The following is a 20,105-nucleotide window of genomic DNA, read 5'->3' as shown; positions in this document are numbered from 1 at the left end:
GCTTCATGGCCGGCGCTGGCCGTCGGCCTCGGCGTCGCGTTCGGCGCGCCAGGCCATGATGGCGGCAAAGCGCTTTTCGTGGCCGAGCTCCGCCGGCTGATAGAAGCTGGCCGGGGGCAGCCCCTCCGGCCAGCAGTCGTGGGCGCTTCCGGCAGGGTAGCCGTCGGGCTCGCTGTGGGCATAGCGGTAACCCTCGCCGTGGCCCAGCTCCTCCATCAGCCGGGTCGGGGCGTTGCGCAGGTAGGTCGGCACCTCGACCTGGGGCTGCACGCGCACGTACTGTTGCGCCGCCTTCCAGGCGCGGTCGATGCGGTTGCTCTTGGGCGCCACGGCCAGGTGAATGGCGGCGTGGGCCATGGCCCGCTGGCCCTCGTAATCGCCGAGCCGCAGATAGGCATCCCAGGCGGCAATCGCCAGCGGCAGCGCGCGAGGATCGGCGTTGCCGACGTCCTCCGAGGCAATGGCGGTGAGCCGGCGGATCACGTCCAGAGGATCGCCGCCGCCCTGGGTGAACCGCGCGATGTAGAGCAGCGCGGCGTCGGGCCTTGAGGAGCGGATCGACTTGTGAATGGCGGAAAGCAGGTCGTAGTAGCCGTCTCCCTGCTTGTCCATGGCGCTGGCCTGATGGCCGATGACGTCGTCCAGCACGTCAAGCGCCAGCGTCTCGCCGTCGCCGGCCGCGGTAGTAAAGTCGCAGGCGGTTTCCAGAAGTCCCAGGGCCCGGCGAGCATCGCCGGCGCTTGCCCGGGCCAGCGCCTCGAGCACGCCGTCTTCCACCCGGATATGGCGTTCGCCTAGGCCGTTTTGCGTATCGGCGAGCGCCTGCTGCATGACCTCGATCAGCGCGTCGTGGTCAAGGGGTTTGAGCACGTAGACCCGGGCGCGGGATAGCAGCGCCGAGTTGACCTCGAAGGAAGGATTTTCGGTGGTTGCGCCGATCAGGGTAAAAAGCCCCGACTCGACGTGGGGCAGCAGGGCGTCCTGCTGGCTTTTGTTCAGGCGGTGGATCTCATCGAGAAACAGCACCATCGGCGTGGGGGCAAGCGCCCGGGCGCGCTCAACCACGGCGCGGATCTCCTTGACCCCGGCCATTACCGCGCTCAGGGACTCCAGCGCCGCGCCTGAGGCGTGGGCAAGTATTTCGGCTAAAGTCGTCTTGCCTACGCCCGGCGGGCCCCACAAGATCATGGAGCGAACCGTGGCGGTGTCCACCATTTGCCTGAGCGGCTTGCCTTCGCCCACCAGCGCCTGCTGGCCGATGTAGTCGGCAAGGCGACGCGGGCGCATACGGTAAGCCAGCGGAGCCTGGCCGGCGGCGGTAGAAAAAAGGTCCATGCAAACTCCGTTGAACAACGCCGTGCCGTTGGCTGTCATGAAGGGCAGGTGCCGTGGCTTGCCTGATACGGTGGCAATCTATTCGGCGCCCGGCTACTGTTAGCATGATTGTTTCAGTCAGCGCGAAAAGAGTCGAGCGCAACCTCGGACATGAACGTCAAGTGCAAGAGACCCGCCGTGCCCTGCAAGGCTTACGCGCATCAGGCGCGCATACGCGCAAAGCCTGGGGCAGGCGCGGTGAAAAGGAGACGGTACCATGATTAATCAGCTGAGCCTGGACCACGCCAACATGGCGCGGATGCTCCACGTGCTGGACCTGAAATACCGGGTTCTCCAGCAGGGCGAACGCCCCAACTTCCATCTGATGCGCGAAGTGGTGGACTATATTCTTTCCTACATGGAAGACTTTGCGGTCTCCCTTGAGCAGGGGTTTGTCGAGCAGCTCAAGGAGTACGTGCCCGAGCACTCAGAAGTGGCCGAGCAGATGCTGGCCGACTATCGCAAGCTCAGGCCCCGGCTGGAGGCGCTTTCCGACGATATCGACATGGTGCTGATGGATAATATTCTGCCCATGGACCGCTTTGCCGACGACCTCAAGCAGTATCTGGAAGCGCACCGGGAATACCTGCGCCAAGAGCGCGAAGAGCTGTTTCCGCTGCTGGAAACCCGCTTTGACGCCAAGGGCACCGAGTTCTTTGAGCAGACGATGCCGAGCAATGCGGACAAGAAAATCGAGCATCTCAAGGAGGCCTACCCCGAGCTTTATGCAGAGCTGGAAGAGGCCGACGTGCCGCCCCTTGATTAGCGCCTGGCGGCCATAAAATGAGCGAGAACCCTGACAGCGGGGCGTGCTAAACTGGCCGCCCCGTTTTTTTATGCCCTTCAGGTTTTATGCCCTACGGGCCGGCTTGTGTCCCGAGCCATCACGCTGAGGAGATCGCCTTTCCGCCATGACCGGCCCCGTGCTGATTTTCGACTCCGGCGTCGGTGGGCTGTCTGTCGCGGCGGCCCTGCGCCGCCACTACCCCGAGGCGGCGCTGTGCTACGCCTGCGACAATGCCTGGCTGCCCTACGGCCTACGCCCGGACGCGGCGCTGGTGCGGCGTATCGTGGCGGTGTGCACCGCCGCGGTGGAAGCCTGCCGCCCGGCCGTACTGGTAGTGGCGTGCAATACCGCCAGCACCCTGGCGCTCGAGCCGCTGCGCCGGGCGCTTGCGATACCCGTTGTGGGTACCGTGCCGGCGATCAAGCCCGCGGCGGCGCTGAGCCGTACGCGCCACCTGGGCCTGCTGGCCACGTCGGCCACGGTGCGCCGCCCCTATACTCAGCGGCTGATCGAGCGCTTTGCCGCCGACTGCCGGGTGACCTGCCTTGCCGCCGATGCGCTGGTGGGCGAAGCGGAAACCTGGCTTGGCGGGGGCGAGCTTGACGCCGCGCGCCTTGACGCCGCTCTGGCCCCCCTATGGCAGGCGGCCCGGGCCGGTGCGGCCCCGCTGGATACCGTGGTGCTGGGCTGCACCCACTTTCCGCTGCTGACCCCGACGCTGTCGGCGCTGGCCCCGACGCCGCTTGCCTGGATCGATTCCGGCGATGCCATTGCCCGGCGCGTAGGGCAGCTGGCAGCACCGCTTGCCGCGGCCGGCGGCGAACGAAGCCGCGGATTGGCGACAGCCCCCAATGCCGTGCTGGCACGCGCGCTTGCCGCCTACGGCTTTCAGCCGCCCGCGCCGTTAGCGCTCGCCGACGCCGGTGCCGTCGCCCACTAGCCGTTGTCTACTAGCCATTGCCCTACAAGCCCAGCCGCTACCCGCACAAGAGGAGAAGCCCTTGGCCATACCCCAGGTGGAGCCGCAGCGTTACGATGCCCAGCTTGCGGCCAAATGCGACACCGTCCGCCGCCTTTTTGCCGACTTTGATACCCCCGAGATGGAAGTTTACGACTCGCCGCCGAGCCATTACCGCCAGCGCTGCGAGTTTCGCCTCTGGCACGAAGGCGACGATCTTTACTACGCCATGTTCGACGTGGCGCGGGACGCTGCCGGCAACAAGCAGAAAACGGTCGTGCGTCTGGATCAATACCCGGTAGCAAGCGAGGCCATCAACGCCCTGATGCCCCGGCTGCGCGCGGCGTTCTTGGCAAGCAATACCCTGCGGCGAAAACTGTTTCAGATCGAATTTTTGACCACGCTTTCCGGCGAAGCGCTGGTGACGCTGGTGTATCACCGACCGCTGGACGACGCCTGGGAAGCCGAGGCTCGGGCGCTTGAACGCGAGCTTGGCATCATGATCATTGGCCGCTCGCGCAAGCAGCGCCTGGTGCTTACCCGGGACCACGTCTGGGAGCGGCTTTACGTCAACGGCCGCGCGCTTGCCTACCAGCAGGTGGAAAACAGCTTCACCCAGCCCAACGCCCGGGTGTGCGAAAAGATGCTCGCCTGGGCGCAAAACGTTACCGCCGGCAGCGAAGCGCAGGATCTGGTCGAGCTTTACTGCGGCAACGGCAACTTCACCGTTGCCCTTGCCGGCAACTTCCGCCGGGCGCTGGCCACCGAGATTTCGCGCACCTCGGTGGCCAGCGCCCGCGTCAACCTGGACGCCAACGGCGTGGATAACGTCCGCGTCGCGCGGATGTCCGCGGAAGACTTTGCCCTGGCGCTGAAAGGCGAGAAGGGCGGGCGCCGCGTGGCCGAGATGGCGCTTGACGGCTATGCTTTTTCCACCGTGCTGGTGGATCCGCCGCGGGCGGGGCTGGACGCGGACAGCTGCGCGCAGCTCAGCGGCTATGAGCGCATCGTCTACGTTTCCTGCAACCCGGAAACCCTGGCGGACAATCTGGCGCAGCTCGCGCCTACTCACCGCATCGAGCGGCTGGCGCTTTTTGACCAGTTCCCGTTTACCCACCACTGCGAATGCGGCGTGCTGCTGGTCCGCCACGACAGCGCCTGAGGTGGCCCAGTGGCAGCCATGCGCCGCGGACATGCAGTATGAGCAAATGCTCAAGGGGCTTGGGTCACTTGCCCAGCTGGCGTAAGCTGGGGCAAGGAGAGGCAAGCGCCTCTCTTCCTTCAATATTGGCCGGATAGCGGTCTTGGCAGTCGAGGTGACGGATGCATTACGTTGCGATTGAGGAAAGCCGGCAGGATCTGCTGAAGCAGCTAAAGGAGCGTCTGGACGCCCGCCTGAAACCCGGGCGAGCGGCCGCCATCGACGCTTTCGCGCGGCAGTTCTACGCCACGGTGCCCATGGAAGATCTAGCCAACCGCCGGCTGGACGACTTTTACGGCGCCACGCTTTCCGTCTGGCAGTTTTTGCAGCACCACGACCCGGACAGCCCCAAGGTGCAGGTTTTCAACCCCGATTTCGAGGCCCACGGCTGGCAGTCTTCCCACACCTTCGTTGCCGTCCTGCATCCGGACATGCCGTTTTTGGTGGATTCGGTGCGCATTGCTCTCAATCGCCAGGGGCTGACCATCCACGCGATCCAGAACGCGGTGCTGGCGGTTGAGCGCAATGCCGATCATGAGCTGCAAAGCGTGACCACGGTGCGCGGCGAGAACGCGCCCGAGCAGCGCGAGTCGCTGATCGTCATCGAAGTGGACCGCCACAGCGATCCTGAGGCCCTTGAAGCCGTGAAGCAGGAGCTGCACGATGCGCTGCGCGACGTGCGCACGGCGGTGAGCGACTACGACAGCATCAGCGCGCGGGTCGGCGACGCTATTCAAGAGCTGGAAAAAGCCTGCCCGCCCCAGGTGGATCCGGACGACCACGAAGAGGCCATTGCCTTTCTCGAGTGGCTGCTCAAGGACAACTTCATTTTCCTCGGCTACGACGAGTACGGCCTGGAAAACGGCACGCTCAAGCGTGACCCCGACAGCCTGCTTGGGGTGTTTCGCCTGGAGCAGCCGCGCAACGACGAGCATATTCGCGCGCCGGAAGGGCTGGACGAAAATAACGGCTACGTGCTGATGCCGCAGCTCTTGTCATTTGCCAAAAGCGCCCACCATTCCCGGGTGCACCGGCCGGCCTACCCGGACTATATCAGCGTTGACCGCTACGACGACGACGGCAACGTCATCGGCGAGCGGCGCTTTTTCGGCCTGCTGACCGCCACCGTATACAACGACTCGCCGCGCAACATTCCGCTTTTGCGGCGCAAGCTCAAGGCAGTGATGGAGCTGGCCGGCTTCGGCGCGCACGGCCACGACGCCAAGCAGCTGCTGCAGGTGCTTGAGGTTTACCCGCGCGACGACCTTTTCCATATCGGCACCGAGGCGCTGGCGAAAACCGCCCGGGGCATTCTCGATATCCGCGAACGCCGTCAGGTACGCCTGTTCGTTCGCGAAGACCTCAGCGGCAAGTTCTATTCGTGCCTGATTTTCGTGCCCCGGGACGTGTTTTCCACCCGCCTGCGCGCCGCTATCCAGCAGCTGCTGTGCGAGGAAATGGACGCTCACTTCGGCGACTTCAACACTTACCTCTCGGAGTCGGTGCTGGCGCGTATCCAGCTAATCCTGCGCTTTAACGGCGAGCGCCCCGGCAAGTTTGATCTTGCCCGGCTGGAGCAGAAGATCGCCCGGCTTGCCCGCAGCTGGCGCGACGACCTGCATTCGGCCATGATCGAGGGCTTTGGCGAAGAGCAGGCCAACCACCTGATGGATCGCTTTGACGGCGCCTTCTCGGCCAGCTACCGCGAAGACTTCAGCGCCCGCACGGCGGTGTACGACATTCAGCACCTGTTGGGCCTGGATGACGAGAATCGCCTGGCGCTGTCCTATTACCGCCCGCTGGAAGAGCAGAACGGCGGGGTCAAGCTCAAGCTTTACCAGTACAATGCCCAGATTCCGCTGTCCGACGTGCTGCCGATGATGGAAAATCTCGGGCTGCGCGTGATCGGCGAGCGTCCCTACGAAATTGTCGCGGCGGATCAGCGCTACTGGATCCACGACTTCAACCTGGAGCACAGCGGCGCCGAGGTCAGCCTGAGCGACATGGGCGAAGGCTTTACCCAGGCGTTCAAGCGCATCTGGGCCGGCGAGGCCGACAACGACCCTTACAACCGGCTGATCATCTCCGCTGGCCTTGACTGGCGCGAAGTGGCGATGCTGCGCGGCTACGCCCGCTATCTCAAGCAGATCCGCTTTGGCATGTCCCAGGACTACATTGCCACTACGCTTAACGGCTACGCCGAGATTACCCGGGAGCTTGTCGAGCTGTTCCGGCTGCGCTTTGACCCCGCGCTTGACGACCGGGATACCGACGCCTGCCTTGCGCGCATCAACGAGCATCTGGAGCAGGTGGACAGCCTCAATGACGATCAGCTGCTGCGTCGTTTCATGGAGCTTATTGATGCCACGCTGCGCACCAACTACTACCAGTATGACGCCAGCGGCAAGCCCAAGGACTACATTGCCTACAAGCTGGCGCCGTCCCGGGTTACCGGCATGCCCAAGCCCAAGCCGGCGTACGAAATCTTTGTCTGCTCGCCGCGCATCGAGGGCGTGCACCTGCGCGGCGGCAAGGTCGCCCGCGGGGGCTTGCGCTGGTCCGACCGGCTGGAGGACTTCCGTACCGAGGTGCTGGGGCTGGTGAAAACCCAGCAGGTGAAGAACTCGGTCATCGTCCCGGTAGGCGCCAAGGGCGGCTTCGTGTGCAAGCAGATGCCCGACAACCCCGACCGCGAAACCCGGCAGAACGAGGGCATCGCCTGCTACCAGACCTTCATCCGCGCGCTGCTTGACATCACCGACAACCTCGACGGCGACGACGTGGTGCCGCCCAGGGACGTGGTTCGCCACGACGATGCCGATAGCTACATGGTCGTGGCGGCGGACAAGGGCACGGCGACCTTCTCCAACATCGCCAACGAGATTTCCCACGAATACAACCACTGGCTGGGCGATGCCTTTGCTTCCGGCGGCGCCAACGGCTACGACCACAAGGGCATGGCGATTACCGCGCGCGGCGCCTGGGAGTCGGTCAAGCGCCACTTCCGCGGGCTCGACGTCGACACCCAGAACGATACCTTCACCGTGGTGGGCGTGGGTGACATGGCCGGGGACGTGTTCGGCAACGGCATGCTGCTGTCCGACCAGGTCCGACTGATGGGGGCGTTCAACCATCTGCACATCTTCGTCGACCCGTCGCCGGACGCCGCGTCCACTTATGAAGAACGCAAGCGTCTATTCGAGATGCCGCGCTCCAGCTGGGAAGACTTTGACACCTCGTTGATTGCCGAAGGCGGCGGGGTCTTCAGCCGCAGCGCCAAGTCCATCGACATTACCCCGCAGATGCAGGAAGCCTTCGGCATCAGCGAGGACCGGCTGGCGCCCGCGGAGCTGATTCGCGCCATGCTCACCGCCCGGGTGGATCTGGTGTGGAACGGCGGCATCGGTACCTACGTCAAGGGGGCGGAAGAAACCCAGGCCGAGGTGGGCGACAAGGCCAACGATGCCCTGCGCGTCAACGGCGCCGACCTCAACTGCCGGGTGATCGGCGAGGGCGGCAACCTGGGCTGCACCCAGCTTGGCCGGACCGAAGCCGCGGCCAAGGGCATCCGCGTCTACGCTGACTTCATCGACAACGCCGGCGGGGTGAACTGCTCCGACCGCGAGGTCAACATCAAGATCCTCATTGACGAAGTGGTCAAGCGCGGCGACATGACCGACAAGCAGCGCAACGAACTGCTGGCCGAGATGACCGACGAAGTGGCCGACCTGGTGATCAAGGACAACTATCGCCAGACCCAGGCGCTGGATCTGTCCGAGCTGATTTCGCAGCAGGGCATCGGGCCGTACCGCCGCTTTATCAGCGAGCTTGAGAACGTCGGCGAGATCGATCGCGAGCTGGAAGCGCTGCCCAGCGACGACGTGCTCAAGGAGCGTACGGCCAGCGGCCAGGGCATGCTGCTGCCCGAGCTTGCGACGCTGATTTCCTATGCCAAGAGCACGCTCAAGGGCGATTTGAACGAGTCCGAACTGCCCGACGATAGCTACGTGGAAAAGCACCTGGAGCGCCTGTTTCCCGAGGTGCTGGTCGAGCGCTACACCGACGAAATGTACGGCCACCGCCTGAAGCGCGAAATCGTTGCCACCCAGGTGGCCAACGATCTGGTGGATCGCATGGGCATCGTCTTTGTGCGCCGGCTGACGGACTCCACCGGCCTTGGCCGGGCGGACATCGCCCGGGCCTACATCGTCGCCCGGGACAGCTTCAACCTGTCCGCGCTGTGGGGCGAGATCGAAGCGCTCGACAACCAGGTCCCGGGCCAGGTGCAGTACTCGATGATGCTGGATCTGATGCGCATGATCCGCCGCGCCACGCGCTGGTTCCTGCGCCAGCACACCGGGCTCTCGATTACCGACACCATCGAGTATTTCGGTCCGCGACTGGCGACGCTGCAAAGCAGCATCGGCGAGCTGCTGAGCGGCGAAGAGCTCGAGGCCTGGCAGGCGCGCCGGGACGAGCTGACGGAGGCCGGCGTGCCGGAGAGCCTGGCCGTGACCGTGGCCGCCGCGCCGAGCCTGTATGCCGGGCTGGGGATTATCCAGGCCGCTCGCCAGGCCGACGAGGCGCCCGAGCGCGTGGCCGAGGTGTTCTACGAGGTCGGCAGCCGGCTGGAGCTTCCGTGGATGATCCAGCAGGTGAATCGGCTGGAAGCCCGGGACGCCTGGCAGGCCCAGGCCCGGGAAACCTTCCGCGACGACATCGACCGCCAGCAGCTGGCGCTGACCACCGGCGTGCTGACGCTTGAGGAAAGCAGCGGCAGCGCCGCCGATAAGGTAGACCGGTGGCTCGAGCAGCACGCCGAGCTGCACGACCGCTGGTGCCGCCTGATCAGCGAAGTGCGCAGCGGTAACGAGCCCGGCTTTGCCCTGTTCACCGTTGCGGTACGGGCGCTGGTGGGCCTTGCCGAAAGCGGCAGCGAATAAGCCGAACGCCCGGCGCATGCCGCGCCAAGATGCCGGCTAAGGCCGGCCCAAGCGCCCCGAGCGACGTCATCCAGCGCCGCTCGGGGCGCTTTTTTGCGGCGTGCTTTTTTCTCCCACTCTGCTTTGCGCTATACTCGCCGCGCCCCTGCCCAACGTCTGGAGAGACGATGTATCACTTTGTCCGCCCGCTATTTTTCCGCCTGGATCCGGAAGCCGCCCACCGCGCCGCGCTTACCTCCCTGGAGTGGCTCCACCGCGCCGGCGGCGTGCCAAAGATTGCCGGCAAGCGCGTGGAGGACCCGGTGGAGCTGATGGGTCTTCGCTTTCCCAACCGCGTCGGGCTGGCGGCGGGGCTCGACAAGAACGCCGACCATCTGGATGCGCTGGGCGAGCTGGGCTTTGGCTTTGTGGAAGTGGGCACGGTGACGCCCAAGGCCCAGCCGGGGAACGCCAAACCGCGGATGTTTCGCCTGGCCGAACACGGGGCGATCATCAACCGCTTCGGCTTCAACAACCACGGCGTGGCGCACCTGGTCGAGCGGGTGCAAAAGCGCCGTTTTGACGGCGTGGTGGGCATCAACATTGGCAAGAACCTGGCAACGGCGGTGGACGACTCCCTGCGGGATTACCTGACCTGCCTGGAAGCGATACACCCCCACGCCGACTACGTCGCGGTGAACATCTCCTCGCCCAACACGCCGGGGCTTCGCACTCTGCAGTTCGGCGAGCAGCTGGACGCGCTGCTGGCGCCGCTGCGCACGCGCACCTTTGAGCTGGATGAGGAAAACGGCCGGCGCGTGCCGCTGCTGGTCAAGATTGCCCCGGACATGGAGGCCGACGAAGTGGAACTGGTGGCCGGAAGCATCGCGCGCAACGCCCTTGACGGCGTGATTGCCACCAACACCACGATTTCCCGGGAGGCGGTGCAGGATGCCCCCCAGGCCGAAGAGGCCGGCGGGCTTTCTGGCCGGCCGGTGTTTAAGGCCTCGAATCGCGTGATTCGCCAGCTGCGCGAGCACCTGCCCGAGATGGTGATTATTGGCGTGGGCGGCATCGACAGCGGCGAGGCGGCGAAGGCCAAAATAGCCGCCGGGGCAGACCTGGTGCAGCTATACACCGGATTGATTTACCAGGGCCCCGGGCTGGTAGGCGAATGCGCCGGAGCGTTAGCCGAGGAAAACTAATTGAGCGACATTAGCCGGGGCAAACGGCGGGCACAAAAAAGCCCGCCGGATAAGCGGGCTTTCCAGGCCTGAAGGCGGCCGTCGTGACGCTTGTGTCACCGGGGCATTCAGACAGAAACGGTGGGACTTCGGTGGATGCCGGCGACGCCGGTCATGCCGTCCCATTGATCGCCGCGACCCTCACGCCAGCCGCTCATCCAGTACTCGCGCACGTTGACGTTATCACTTGGACACTCATCGCGGGAACGGCCTTTAACGCCGGCCTGGTAACCACGGACATAGGCTCGCTGAAAGGGATCACGCTTTTGTCGTTTCATGGGCTAACCTCTTTTTATGAAAGCCTTGACGAAAAGCAGCGCGCTGCCGACTGGCGGTCAATCAGGCGTCGTGCTGTGCCCGGCGCCGGGGCAAGCGCTGACTCGATACCCACTCGAAACGCCGCGGGCAAATGAACGGCCGTGCGGCAGTGGGCAAGCAAAGAGCGGCGGGAACCGGGCGGCAAAGTGCTGTGCATTCCCATGCGGAGCGTACCGCCGGTTACCCTGATACCGTGCCTTGAGGCACGGCCCGATAACGCATGCGTTTTGTGTAGCTACACCCTTATGATTAGCCCACAATGGAGCCGCTGTCGAGCCTTTAGGCCGCATCCGACGACAATAATTAACGTTTCCCTTTTTGTTCCCTTTTTCATCGACCTTCTTCATCGACCAGGAATGCCGCGCCGCAGGCGCCCGATAATCATGACCGAGCCGAGCCAAACCTCTCCTTCTTTACTACCGCCGGCAACGCCCGAGCTGGATATTCTGGTGACCTGCCCCAAGGGCATCGAAGCCCTGCTGGCCGACGAGATGGCCCGGCTGGGCGCCATCCCGGTGAAAACCACGGTGGCCGGCGTATACGCCACGGCAAACCACGCCGACGCCTACCGGCTCTGCCTGTGGTCGCGGCTTGCCAACCGCGTCATTGTGCAGCTAAGTCGGGATACCCTGATCGAGACGCCGGAGCAGATCCGCGCGGCGGCGGCGCGTCTCAACTGGGCACAGCACCTTGACGAAGGCGCCACCCTGGCGGTGGATTTTCACGGCCGCAGCGAACATATTCGCCACACGCTGTTCGGCGCGCAAACGGTCAAGGATGGCGTCGTCGATGCGCTCGGCCGGGCAGGGCGTGCGCGCCCCGTAGTGGATAACAAGGCCCCGGACGTGCAGATCTACGCCCACCTGCACCGCCAGAATTTGACGCTGGGGATCGATCTGGCCGGTGAAAGCCTGCATCGCCGGGGCTATCGTCGGGACGTGGGCCATGCGCCGCTCAAGGAAAACCTCGCCGCCGCGCTGCTGGTACGCGCGGGCTGGCCCGAGCGCGCCCGGGCCGGCGAGCCCCTGGTCGACCCTTTGTGCGGCTCGGGCACGCTTCTAATCGAGGCGGCGCTGATGGCCGCAGACCAGGCGCCGGGGATTCACCGCAAGCGTTTCGGCTTTCACGGCTGGGCGCAGTTTGAGCCGGCGGCCTGGCAGGAGCTGGTGCGCGAAGCCAGAGCCCGGGCGTCCATCGGGCGCAAGCGCTGCAAAAGCGCTTTTTACGGCTTTGACCAAAGCCCGGCGGCGCTTTCCGCGGCCAAGGCCAACGCCATGCGCGCGGGCATTCCCGCCCTGCTTACCCTGAAGGGCGAGGGCGTGGCCGCCCTTGACCCCACAAGCGTCGAGGCGAAGGGCCCGGGGCTGATCATTACCAATCCGCCCTACGGCGAGCGGCTGGGCGAGCTGCCCGAGCTGGTCAATCTCTATGCCACCATCGGCGAGCAGGCAAAAGCGCTGTTCCCCGGCTGGACGCTGGCGCTGTTTACCGGCAACCCGGACCTTGGCCACCGGCTGGGCCTGCGGGCGCACAGGCAGTACGCGCTGAAAAACGGCCCGCTGGACGCCAAGCTGCTGCTGATGGCCATTGGCCAGGCAGACAAGGACGAGAAGCAGGCGCCTGAAGCGCAAAAGGCCGCCGGCAGGGAGGAGGGCCAGCCCGAATCGGCGGCGCCGGCGGCAGACAGCGCGCAGATGTTTGCCAACCGGCTGCGGAAAAACCGCCGGCGGCTGAAGAAGTGGCTCAAGCAAAGCGGCGAGCGCTGCTACCGGCTGTACGACGCCGATATGCCCGAATATGCCCTGGCCGTGGATATCTACGGCGACCGCGTTCACGTCCAGGAATACGCCCCGCCGCGTACGGTCAACTCGGCCCAGGCGCAAAAGCGCCTGTTCGACGCCCTGGAAGTGTTGCCTCGGGAGCTTAACGTGGCGCCCGGCCATATCTACGTCAAGCGCCGGGAGCGCCAGGCGGGCAAAGCCCAGTATGAAAAGCGCGCGGCCAGCGGTGAGCGATTCGAGGTAGCGGAAGGCCAGGCGCGGCTGTGGGTCAACCTGCGCGACTACCTGGATACCGGGCTATTTCTGGATCACCGCCCGGTGCGCCGGATGCTTGGCGAGATGGCCTCGAGCAAGCGCTTTCTGAACCTCTTTTGCTATACCGCCAGCGCCACGGTGCACGCGGCGCTGGGCGGCGCGAGCGAAAGCGTCAGCGTGGACATGTCCAACGCCTACCTGGACTGGGCCCGGGACAACTTTGCCCTGAACGGGCTGGATAGCGCTCGCCACCGGGTCATGCGCGCCGACTGCATCGAGTGGCTGGAAACCGCGGGCACCGAGTTTGATCTGATCTTCCTGGACCCGCCGACGTTTTCCAACTCAAAAAAAATGCGCGCCAGCTTTGACGTTCAGCGCGACCACGCCCGGCTGATCGAGCTTGCCATGGCACGGCTGGCCCCCGGCGGCACCCTGGTGTTTTCCAACAACCAGCGCCGCTTCAAGCTGGATGAGGCGCTCATTGAGCGCTACGCGGTGGAAAATATCTCCGCGCAGACGTTTGATCCCGACTTCACGCGCAGCACCGGCCTGCACCACGTCTTTCTGGTGCGCCACGCGGCGGACGGCGAAGCGGCAGGCGGCAAAGAAGAGAACGGCAAAGAAGGAGGCGGCGCATGATCCATTTGACGCTCTACACGACGCTTGGCTGCCATCTCTGCGCCCAGCTGGAAGGGCTGGTGCACAGGCTGGCCAACGACGAGGTCGTGCTCGAGCACATCGAGATCAGCGCAGACGCAGCGCTTGCCGAGCGCTACGGCGTGCGCATCCCGGTGCTCGCCGATCATCACGGCGCAGAGCTTGACCGCGGCCTCGACCCCAAGCGGCTGGGCGAGTGGCTGCGCCGCCGGGGCTGGCTGGACGAAGCCGCCCTTGCCGCCTGGCTTAGCCCGCCGGAGGCGCCCCGGGCCACGGCGGCCTACCGGCGCCACGGCCGGCGGTATTTAGGATAGCGAACGGCGGGTGGGCTGTCTCAAGCGCCCACGCCCGGAGGGAGGAACCCCAGGTTGTTCTCAATGTCCTTGACGCCGTTTACGCGTTCGGCGGCGACCTGAACGGCCCGCTTTTGGTCATGGCTGTCGACCAGCCCCCAAAGCTGTACGTTGCCGTCGGCGACGATGACGTTAAGGCGGTAGAGCAGCATGCCGACGCTTTTTTCCACCTCGCCGAGAATCGCGTCGCGAATTTCCCGGTCGCTGCCGCCGCCGGCGTTGATGCGGCTCGCCGAAAAGCCGCGCAGCAGGTTGGAGCGGCTGACGATGCCGACCAGTCTGCCGTCGCGTATCACCGGCACGCGCTTGATGCGGTGCTTTTCGAGCAGCCCGGCGATGCGGTGGAGCGGCTCATCCTCGGTAATTGTGACCGGGTTTGTGGTCATGATTTCGCTTGCCTTGCGGCCGTGGCTTTTGACGTAGTCCGCGGCCTCGGAGCCGTCGCCGAAGAGCTTTAGCCACCAGGACCGAGGCTCATCGGAGCTGCTCTGGATACGGCGCATCAGGTCGCCTTCGCTGACCATGCCGAGCACCCGGTCGTCAGCATCGACGATCGGCACGGCGCTGATGTTGTAGGTCAACAGCATCTCGGCAATGTCGCTGGCCTCGCTTTGGGCGTGAGCCGTGATCACGTTGGGGGTCATGATGTCTGCAGCCTGCATGTAAGCGGCCTCCAAAGAGTCGGAAAGAAACGAATGGGCTTGGTGCACTATACAAGCTAGCTGCAATTTCCCGGTTGTGCTCGATTTCGGCCGGGGTGAAAGGACTCGGGCGCTATCGGCGGTGCCAGACACGGCATGGAAACGGCCTCAGCCCTCATCCAGCAGCGAGAGCTGGCGCATGGCCTGGCGGCCTTCGGGGGTTTCGGCGTCGACGTCGAGGACTTTGGCAAACCCCCGGGAGCGCTGGATGGTGGCTTCGTCATCAAGCCACATCTGCGCCTGCCCCAGCGTATCCGCCAGGCGGTGCTCAAGCCCGCCGAACTGGGTGCCAATCTGGCCCCAGGCGCGGCTGAAAATCCAGTCGCCGAACATATCCTGATGGATATGGATCAGCACATAGTCATGTTCGGTTTCCCACCGTATGATCACGCGATACCCTCTTGCTTTACCCGTCGTATTTCTGGCACGGCTTTAACGTGCTGTTCATCACGCCCGCGGCGCGCCGCTGCTTTATCCGGCCGCCGGCGAGCGTATTGTAAAGGTCGAGATAAAAAACGCCATGCACCTGATTGTGGATGCCAATATACCCGCCGCCGACGCCTGCTTTGGCGTCTTCGGGCGGGTCACCCGAGTACCCGGACGCGAGATCACTCGCGCCCACCTGGAAGACGCCGATGCGCTGATCGTGCGCTCGGTCACCCCGGTGGGCGAGGCGCTGCTGGCCGGTACGCCGGTGCGCTTTGTGGGGACCTGTACCATCGGTACGGACCACGTTGACCGCGACTACCTGGCGGCGCACGGCATCGGCTTTGCCAGCGCTCCGGGCTGTAACGCCGAGGCCGTGGCGGACTACGTGCTGTCGAGCCTGCTGACCCACGCCGAGCGCGAAGGCAAGCCGCTGCTTGAACGCCGGGTCGGGATTGTCGGCGCCGGCAACGTCGGCCGCCGGGTGCAGGCGCGCCTTGAGGGCCTGGGGGTGGACGTAGCGGTGTGCGACCCGCCCCGGGCCGAGCGCGAAGGCAGCGCAGGCTTTACCGGGCTCGATGCCCTGGTCAAGCGCTGCGATGTGCTGTGCCTGCACACGCCCCTGGTGCGCGAGGGACGCCACGCTACCCGCCATCTGCTGGGCACTAACCGCATTGCCGGTTTGCTGCCGGGAAGCGTAGTGCTGAACGCCGGGCGCGGCGACTGCGTCGACGGCGCCGCGCTTTACCGTCGCCTGACGGTGCTGGGCGATATCGCCGCGCTGCTCGACGTCTGGGAAAACGAGCCGGTAATCGACGCCGCGCTGCACGCCCAGGCGGCCCTTGCCACCCCGCATATTGCCGGCTATAGCCTGGACGGTAAGCTGCGCGGCAGCCTGATGATTCATCACGCGCTGGCAGCGCACCTGGGGGGTAAAAGCGCGCTTGCGTTCGATGATATCTGCCCGCCGCCGGCGCTGGCGGAGCTCACGCTTGGCCAGGCGCTGCCGGTGGAAGAGGCCCTGCGGCTGTGCGCGCGCGCCGTCTATGACAGCCGCCGCGACCACGACGCCCTCGTCCGCCGGGCGGCAGGCAAGGGCATGGCGGCAGGGTTTGACGCCTGCCGAGCCGGCTACCCGCTGCGCCGGGAGTTTGCCACCCTGAGCGTGCGGCTGAAAGGCGAGGCCCGGACGCTTGCCGGGCCGCTTGCGGCAGCGGGGTTTACGCTGGCTGCCTGACGGGGAGCGGGGCAGAGCCTAGCGGCGGTAAGAGGCTTCCTGAATAGCGCGAATGCGATCATCCAGTGGCGGGTGGCTGGCAAACAGCTTTTCCATCAGCGACCGGGTCTGGCCCTGGGTAATCGCCATGGCGCGCAGGGTGTCGGGCATTTCATCGGCCGCCTGGGTTTCGGCCTTGAGCCGCTCCAAGGCGCCGATCATGGCTCCGCTTCCGGCCAGGCGCGCTCCGGCTTCGTCGGCGCGGTATTCGCGAAAGCGCGAGAACCAGGCGACGATGGTCGAGGCGGCAATGCCGAATACCACCTCGGCGACCATGACTACGGCGAAGTAGCCGAAAAAGCCCAGGCCACCGCCGTCATCGTCGCTGCGCAGGAGCTGGTCGACCAGGTGCGCTACCACTCGGGCAAAGAACATCACGAAGGTGTTCACCACGCCCTGGATCAGCGCCAGCGTGACCATGTCGCCGTTGGCCACGTGGCCAATCTCGTGGGCCAGCACGGCGCGGATTTCTTCCCGGCGCATACGGTTCAAAAGCCCCGCCGAGACGGCCACCAGGGCGTCGTCCTTGTTCCAGCCGGTAGCAAAGGCGTTGGACTGCTGGGCGGGGAAAATCCCTACCTCCGGCGTCTTGATGCCGGCCTCTCGGGCAAGCTCGGCCACGGTGTCCACGAGCCACTGCTCGGTTGCGTTGGACGGCTGCTCGATAATCGTCGTGCCCGTTGAGCGCTTGGCCATCCATTTGGAAATGAACAGCGATATCACCGAGCCCGCCATGCCGAACACAAAGCAGAAAATCAGCAGGCTGGTGAAGTTGAGGCCCTGGCTGGTGAGATAGCTCTCAACCCCAAGCAGGCGCAGAGTAACGCTGGCCACCAGCAGTACCGCCAGGTTGGTGGCAAGAAACAGTACGATTCGCATCATCGCTAAAGGCCTCCGTCAAGCCGGGATGATCAAACAGCAGCCGCCGCCCGGGCAATGGCCGCGCGGCGTGAAGATCCGTCAGAGCTAGCTATATATCGGTATTGCCGCCGGCTTTTCAAGCGCGGCGGCTCGCATTTTACTGCCGGTAGCGCGAGAGGAAGTTGGCGAAGCGGTCCAGGGCGTCGCCCAGCTGGTCGGCCCAGGGCAGCGTTACAATGCGCACGTGGTCCGGTTCGGGCCAGTTGAACGCGGTGCCCTGAACCAGCAGGATCTTTTCCTGCAGCAGCAGGTCCTGCACCATGCGCTGGTCGTCCTGGATATTGAACACCTTGGGGTCGAGCCGGGGAAAGGCGTATAGCGCGCCCTGGGGTTTGACGCAGCTAACCCCGGGGATGGCGTTGAGCTTGTCATAGGTGATGTCGCGCTGGGCCCGCAGGCGCCCGCCGGGCAGGATCAGATCGTTGATCGACTGATAGCCGCCAAGGGCGGTCTGAATGGCGTGCTGGGCGGGCACGTTGGCGCACAGGCGCATGGAGGCGAGCATGGTCAGCCCCTGGATGAAGCTCTCCGAGCGCTGCTTGGCTACGTTGCCGGAAAGCGTCATCCAGCCCGAACGGAAGCCGGCGCAGCGGTAGCTCTTGGACAGGCCGTTGAAGGTGATGACCAGCTGGTCGTCATCGGCCAGGGCGCCGGTGGCGGTGTGGGTGGCGTCGTCGTAGAGAATCTTGTCGTAGATCTCGTCGGCAAACACCACCAGGTCGTTGGCCTGGGCAATGGCCAGCAGCTCGCGTACGACCTCGGGCGGGTACACAGCGCCGGTGGGGTTGTTGGGGTTGATCAGCACAATCGCCCGGGTATGGGCGGTGACCTTGCGGCGGATGTCGTCCATGTCCGGGGTCCAGCCGGCCTGCTCGTCGCACAGGTAATGCACAGCGTGCCCGCCGGAAAGGTTGGCGGCGGCGGTCCACAGCGGATAGTCCGGCGCCGGGATCAGCACCTCGTCGCCGTCGTTTAACAGCGCCTGCAGCGCCATCACAATGAGCTCCGAGACGCCGTTGCCGATGTAGATATCCTCGATGTCGACGCCGGGGATCTCCTTGCGCTGGCACTCCTGCATGATCGCCTTGCGCGCGGAATAAAGCCCCTTGGAGTCGCAGTAGCCCTGGGCGGAGGGCAGGTTGCGCATGACGTCCTGGAGAATTTCTTCCGGCGCTTCGAAGCCGAACGACGCGGGGTTGCCGATGTTGAGCTTGAGAATGCGGTGGCCCTCGTCCTCCAGCCGCCGGGCGTGTTCCAGCACCGGGCCGCGAATGTCGTAGCAGACGTTGTTCAGCTTGTGGGACTTGTTGAGCGTAACCGGCTCGGGGAAGGTGAGGGTGTCCATGGCGCGTTTCCAGAAAAAGTAGGCGAAGTCAGGAGTCGTTCGGCGTTGGGTTCGAGGCGTCAGGCGCTTCCGGCGCTGGGATGTCCGCCGGCGTTTCCAGCGTCAGGCGGCCAAGTTTGCCGTCGCGCAGCTCGTGGAGCAGCACCTCGGCGCCGCGGTGCAGGTCCGCCACGCCGCCGGCGCGCAGGCCGCCGCGCTTGCGGGCAATCTCGCTAAGGATAGCGTGGCCGTCAAAGCCCGCCAGGGCGAGAAAGTCCGGGCGCTCGGGGCCGTCGCTATCCACGCTGCCTGGCGTCTCAGCGGCATAAGCCGGCAGCTCCTTGAGCTTGTAGCGCGCGCGAAGCGCCTCGGGGTAGCGCCTAGCAAGCTCGGCGCAGGTGACAATGGCGATGTCGGTGTATTCGATGGCGGTATCGCGGATGGCGCCGCTGGCCGCCAGCCGATAGGCGCTGGCTTGGTCTTCGATTTTGGGCCACAGCACGCCGGGGGTATCGGTCAGCGCCACGCGCCTGCCGATGGGCACTTTCTGCTGGCGCTTGGTTACCGCCGGCTCGTTGCCGGTGCTGGCAATCTTGCGCCCGGCCAAGCCGTTGATCAGGGTCGATTTTCCCACGTTGGGAATGCCCATGACCATCACCCGAACGTCGCGGTCGGCGCGTACCTGGCCGGCAAGCGTATGGCAAAGGTCGGGGATCTGCTTGAGCTCCCGGGCGTTGGTGGTGGTGACCGCCAGCGCCCGGGTATCGTCCTCGGCGTCAAAGTGGGCGACCCATTCGGCGGTGCGCTCGGGGTCGGCGAGATCCGCCCGGGAAAGGATCTTAAGCACAGGCTTGTGCCGGGTCAGCTGGGCAAGCATGGGATTGGCGCTGGAGTAGGGCAGGCGCGCATCGAGCACCTCGATCACCACGTCGATTTCGGGCAGCGCCTCCTTGATCTGGCGGCGCGCCTTGTTCATGTGACCGGGAAACCAGCCCAGCATGGCACTCTCCTGACAGCTTCCGGCAGCCCGCCCGGCGGCGCTGCAAAAAATCGGGCGCCCATTCTAACAGAAGGCGCCCGGACTGGCGTGCGTTGAGGCGCGACGAGGCTCATTCGTCGGGATGAAAATCCAGCGCCACGCCGTTGATGCAAAAGCGCTCGCCGGTGGTGTCCGGCGGGCCGTCGGGGAAAACGTGGCCCAGGTGGGCGTCGCACTTGGCGCAGGCTACCTCGGTGCGCGTCATGCCAAGGCTGGTGTCGTGATGCTCTTCCACGCTTTGCCGGCCGAGCGGGCGGTCAAAGCTTGGCCAGCCGCAGCCGGCGTCGAACTTGTGCTCGTTTTCAAACAGCGGCGCCCCGCAGCACACGCAGTGGTAGATGCCCTGGCCCTGGTGTACGTCGCAGTCGCTGGTGAAAGGGCGCTCGGTGCCTTTTTCCCGGGTGACCCGGTACTGCTCCTCGGTCAGCTGTTCGCGCCACTGTTTGGGCGTTTTTTCCAGTTTGGCCATGATAAGCCTCCTGTCGGTTCGCTCATGTATCTGCGCATGGTGTATCCGGTTAACGCTTTGCCGGTAGCGCTTGGGGTGCCTTGCCGTTATCAGACGCCG

Annotated in this window: 16 protein-coding genes; 8 read left to right on the top strand and 8 right to left on the bottom strand. The window is 65.1% G+C overall.

Features of this window, described 5'->3' with window-relative positions; translation table 11 throughout:
• Positions 1–3: 3 nt before the first annotated feature.
• Positions 4–1,335, bottom strand: a complete 1,332-nt coding sequence (locus tag ACZ46Y_RS10370; protein ID WP_311954488.1) for a replication-associated recombination protein A — start codon at positions 1,333–1,335, stop codon at positions 4–6.
• Positions 1,336–1,591: 256 nt separating this feature from the next.
• Between ACZ46Y_RS10370 and ACZ46Y_RS10365 the strand changes: the two genes are divergently transcribed.
• The 5 genes from ACZ46Y_RS10365 (at position 1,592) to ACZ46Y_RS10345 (ending at position 10,447) form a co-directional block, all read left to right on the top strand.
• Entirely contained in the window at positions 1,592–2,140 is a 549-nt protein-coding gene (locus tag ACZ46Y_RS10365) for a hemerythrin domain-containing protein (RefSeq protein WP_311954492.1), read from the top strand.
• A gap of 145 nt (positions 2,141–2,285) precedes the next feature.
• The gene (murI, locus tag ACZ46Y_RS10360; protein ID WP_311954494.1) at positions 2,286–3,101 is read left to right on the top strand and encodes a glutamate racemase; all 816 of its coding nucleotides are present in this window, start codon (positions 2,286–2,288) and stop codon (positions 3,099–3,101) included.
• Positions 3,102–3,162: 61 nt separating this feature from the next.
• Positions 3,163–4,281 (top strand): tRNA (uridine(54)-C5)-methyltransferase TrmA, encoded by a 1,119-nt coding sequence (gene trmA / locus ACZ46Y_RS10355; protein WP_311954496.1) that lies wholly within the window; start codon positions 3,163–3,165, stop codon positions 4,279–4,281.
• A gap of 161 nt (positions 4,282–4,442) precedes the next feature.
• Positions 4,443–9,263, top strand: coding sequence for an NAD-glutamate dehydrogenase (locus ACZ46Y_RS10350; protein ID WP_311954504.1), 4,821 nt, complete (start codon positions 4,443–4,445; stop codon positions 9,261–9,263).
• A gap of 167 nt (positions 9,264–9,430) precedes the next feature.
• Positions 9,431–10,447 carry a quinone-dependent dihydroorotate dehydrogenase gene (locus tag ACZ46Y_RS10345; RefSeq protein WP_311954508.1) on the top strand — a complete coding sequence of 339 codons (1,017 nt, stop codon included), beginning with the start codon at positions 9,431–9,433 and terminating at the stop codon, positions 10,445–10,447.
• 107 nt (positions 10,448–10,554) lie between these two features.
• On the opposite strand, the gene rmf is transcribed toward ACZ46Y_RS10345, so the two are convergent.
• Positions 10,555–10,764, bottom strand: a complete 210-nt coding sequence (gene rmf / locus ACZ46Y_RS10340) for a ribosome modulation factor (RefSeq protein ID WP_311954512.1) — start codon at positions 10,762–10,764, stop codon at positions 10,555–10,557.
• Between the two features lie 423 nt (positions 10,765–11,187).
• On the opposite strand from rmf, the gene rlmKL reads away from it, so the two are divergent.
• Together rlmKL and ACZ46Y_RS10330 are read left to right on the top strand one after the other, a co-directional pair.
• Positions 11,188–13,479, top strand: a complete 2,292-nt coding sequence (gene rlmKL, locus ACZ46Y_RS10335) for a bifunctional 23S rRNA (guanine(2069)-N(7))-methyltransferase RlmK/23S rRNA (guanine(2445)-N(2))-methyltransferase RlmL (protein WP_311954515.1) — start codon at positions 11,188–11,190, stop codon at positions 13,477–13,479.
• Entirely contained in the window at positions 13,476–13,811 is a 336-nt protein-coding gene (locus tag ACZ46Y_RS10330) for a glutaredoxin family protein (RefSeq protein ID WP_311954519.1), read from the top strand. The genes rlmKL and ACZ46Y_RS10330 overlap by 4 nt, the downstream gene beginning before the upstream one ends.
• Positions 13,812–13,831: 20 nt before the next feature.
• Here ACZ46Y_RS10330 and ACZ46Y_RS10325 read toward each other — a convergent pair whose 3' ends face one another.
• Positions 13,832–14,512 carry a CBS domain-containing protein gene (locus tag ACZ46Y_RS10325; protein WP_311954523.1) on the bottom strand — a complete coding sequence of 227 codons (681 nt, stop codon included), beginning with the start codon at positions 14,510–14,512 and terminating at the stop codon, positions 13,832–13,834.
• A 147-nt stretch (positions 14,513–14,659) separates the two neighbouring features.
• On the bottom strand, positions 14,660–14,941 hold the full coding sequence (locus tag ACZ46Y_RS10320) for a hypothetical protein (protein ID WP_311954533.1): 282 nt from the start codon (positions 14,939–14,941) through the stop codon (positions 14,660–14,662).
• Positions 14,942–15,071: 130 nt separating this feature from the next.
• On the opposite strand from ACZ46Y_RS10320, the gene pdxB reads away from it, so the two are divergent.
• The gene (pdxB, locus tag ACZ46Y_RS10315; protein ID WP_311954535.1) at positions 15,072–16,214 is read left to right on the top strand and encodes a 4-phosphoerythronate dehydrogenase PdxB; all 1,143 of its coding nucleotides are present in this window, start codon (positions 15,072–15,074) and stop codon (positions 16,212–16,214) included.
• A gap of 18 nt (positions 16,215–16,232) precedes the next feature.
• Here the strand turns inward: pdxB and htpX are convergent, their stop codons facing one another.
• The 4 genes from htpX to msrB all read right to left on the bottom strand — a co-directional run bounded on the left by htpX (position 16,233) and on the right by msrB (position 20,006).
• Entirely contained in the window at positions 16,233–17,135 is a 903-nt protein-coding gene (gene htpX, locus ACZ46Y_RS10310) for a protease HtpX (protein ID WP_311954539.1), read from the bottom strand.
• A gap of 136 nt (positions 17,136–17,271) precedes the next feature.
• Positions 17,272–18,519 (bottom strand): pyridoxal phosphate-dependent aminotransferase, encoded by a 1,248-nt coding sequence (locus ACZ46Y_RS10305; protein WP_311954542.1) that lies wholly within the window; start codon positions 18,517–18,519, stop codon positions 17,272–17,274.
• 28 nt (positions 18,520–18,547) lie between these two features.
• Positions 18,548–19,498 (bottom strand): ribosome biogenesis GTPase YlqF, encoded by a 951-nt coding sequence (ylqF, locus tag ACZ46Y_RS10300; RefSeq protein WP_311954546.1) that lies wholly within the window; start codon positions 19,496–19,498, stop codon positions 18,548–18,550.
• 109 nt (positions 19,499–19,607) lie between these two features.
• Positions 19,608–20,006: a peptide-methionine (R)-S-oxide reductase MsrB gene (gene msrB, locus ACZ46Y_RS10295; protein WP_311954548.1), complete on the bottom strand. Its 399-nt coding sequence runs from the start codon at positions 20,004–20,006 to the stop codon at positions 19,608–19,610.
• Positions 20,007–20,105: the final 99 nt, after the last annotated feature.

This window comes from Halomonas garicola (assembly GCF_055382465.1).
The sequence above is the reverse complement of the archived record's forward strand: the minus strand, read 5'-3'. Positions and strand labels throughout refer to the sequence as shown.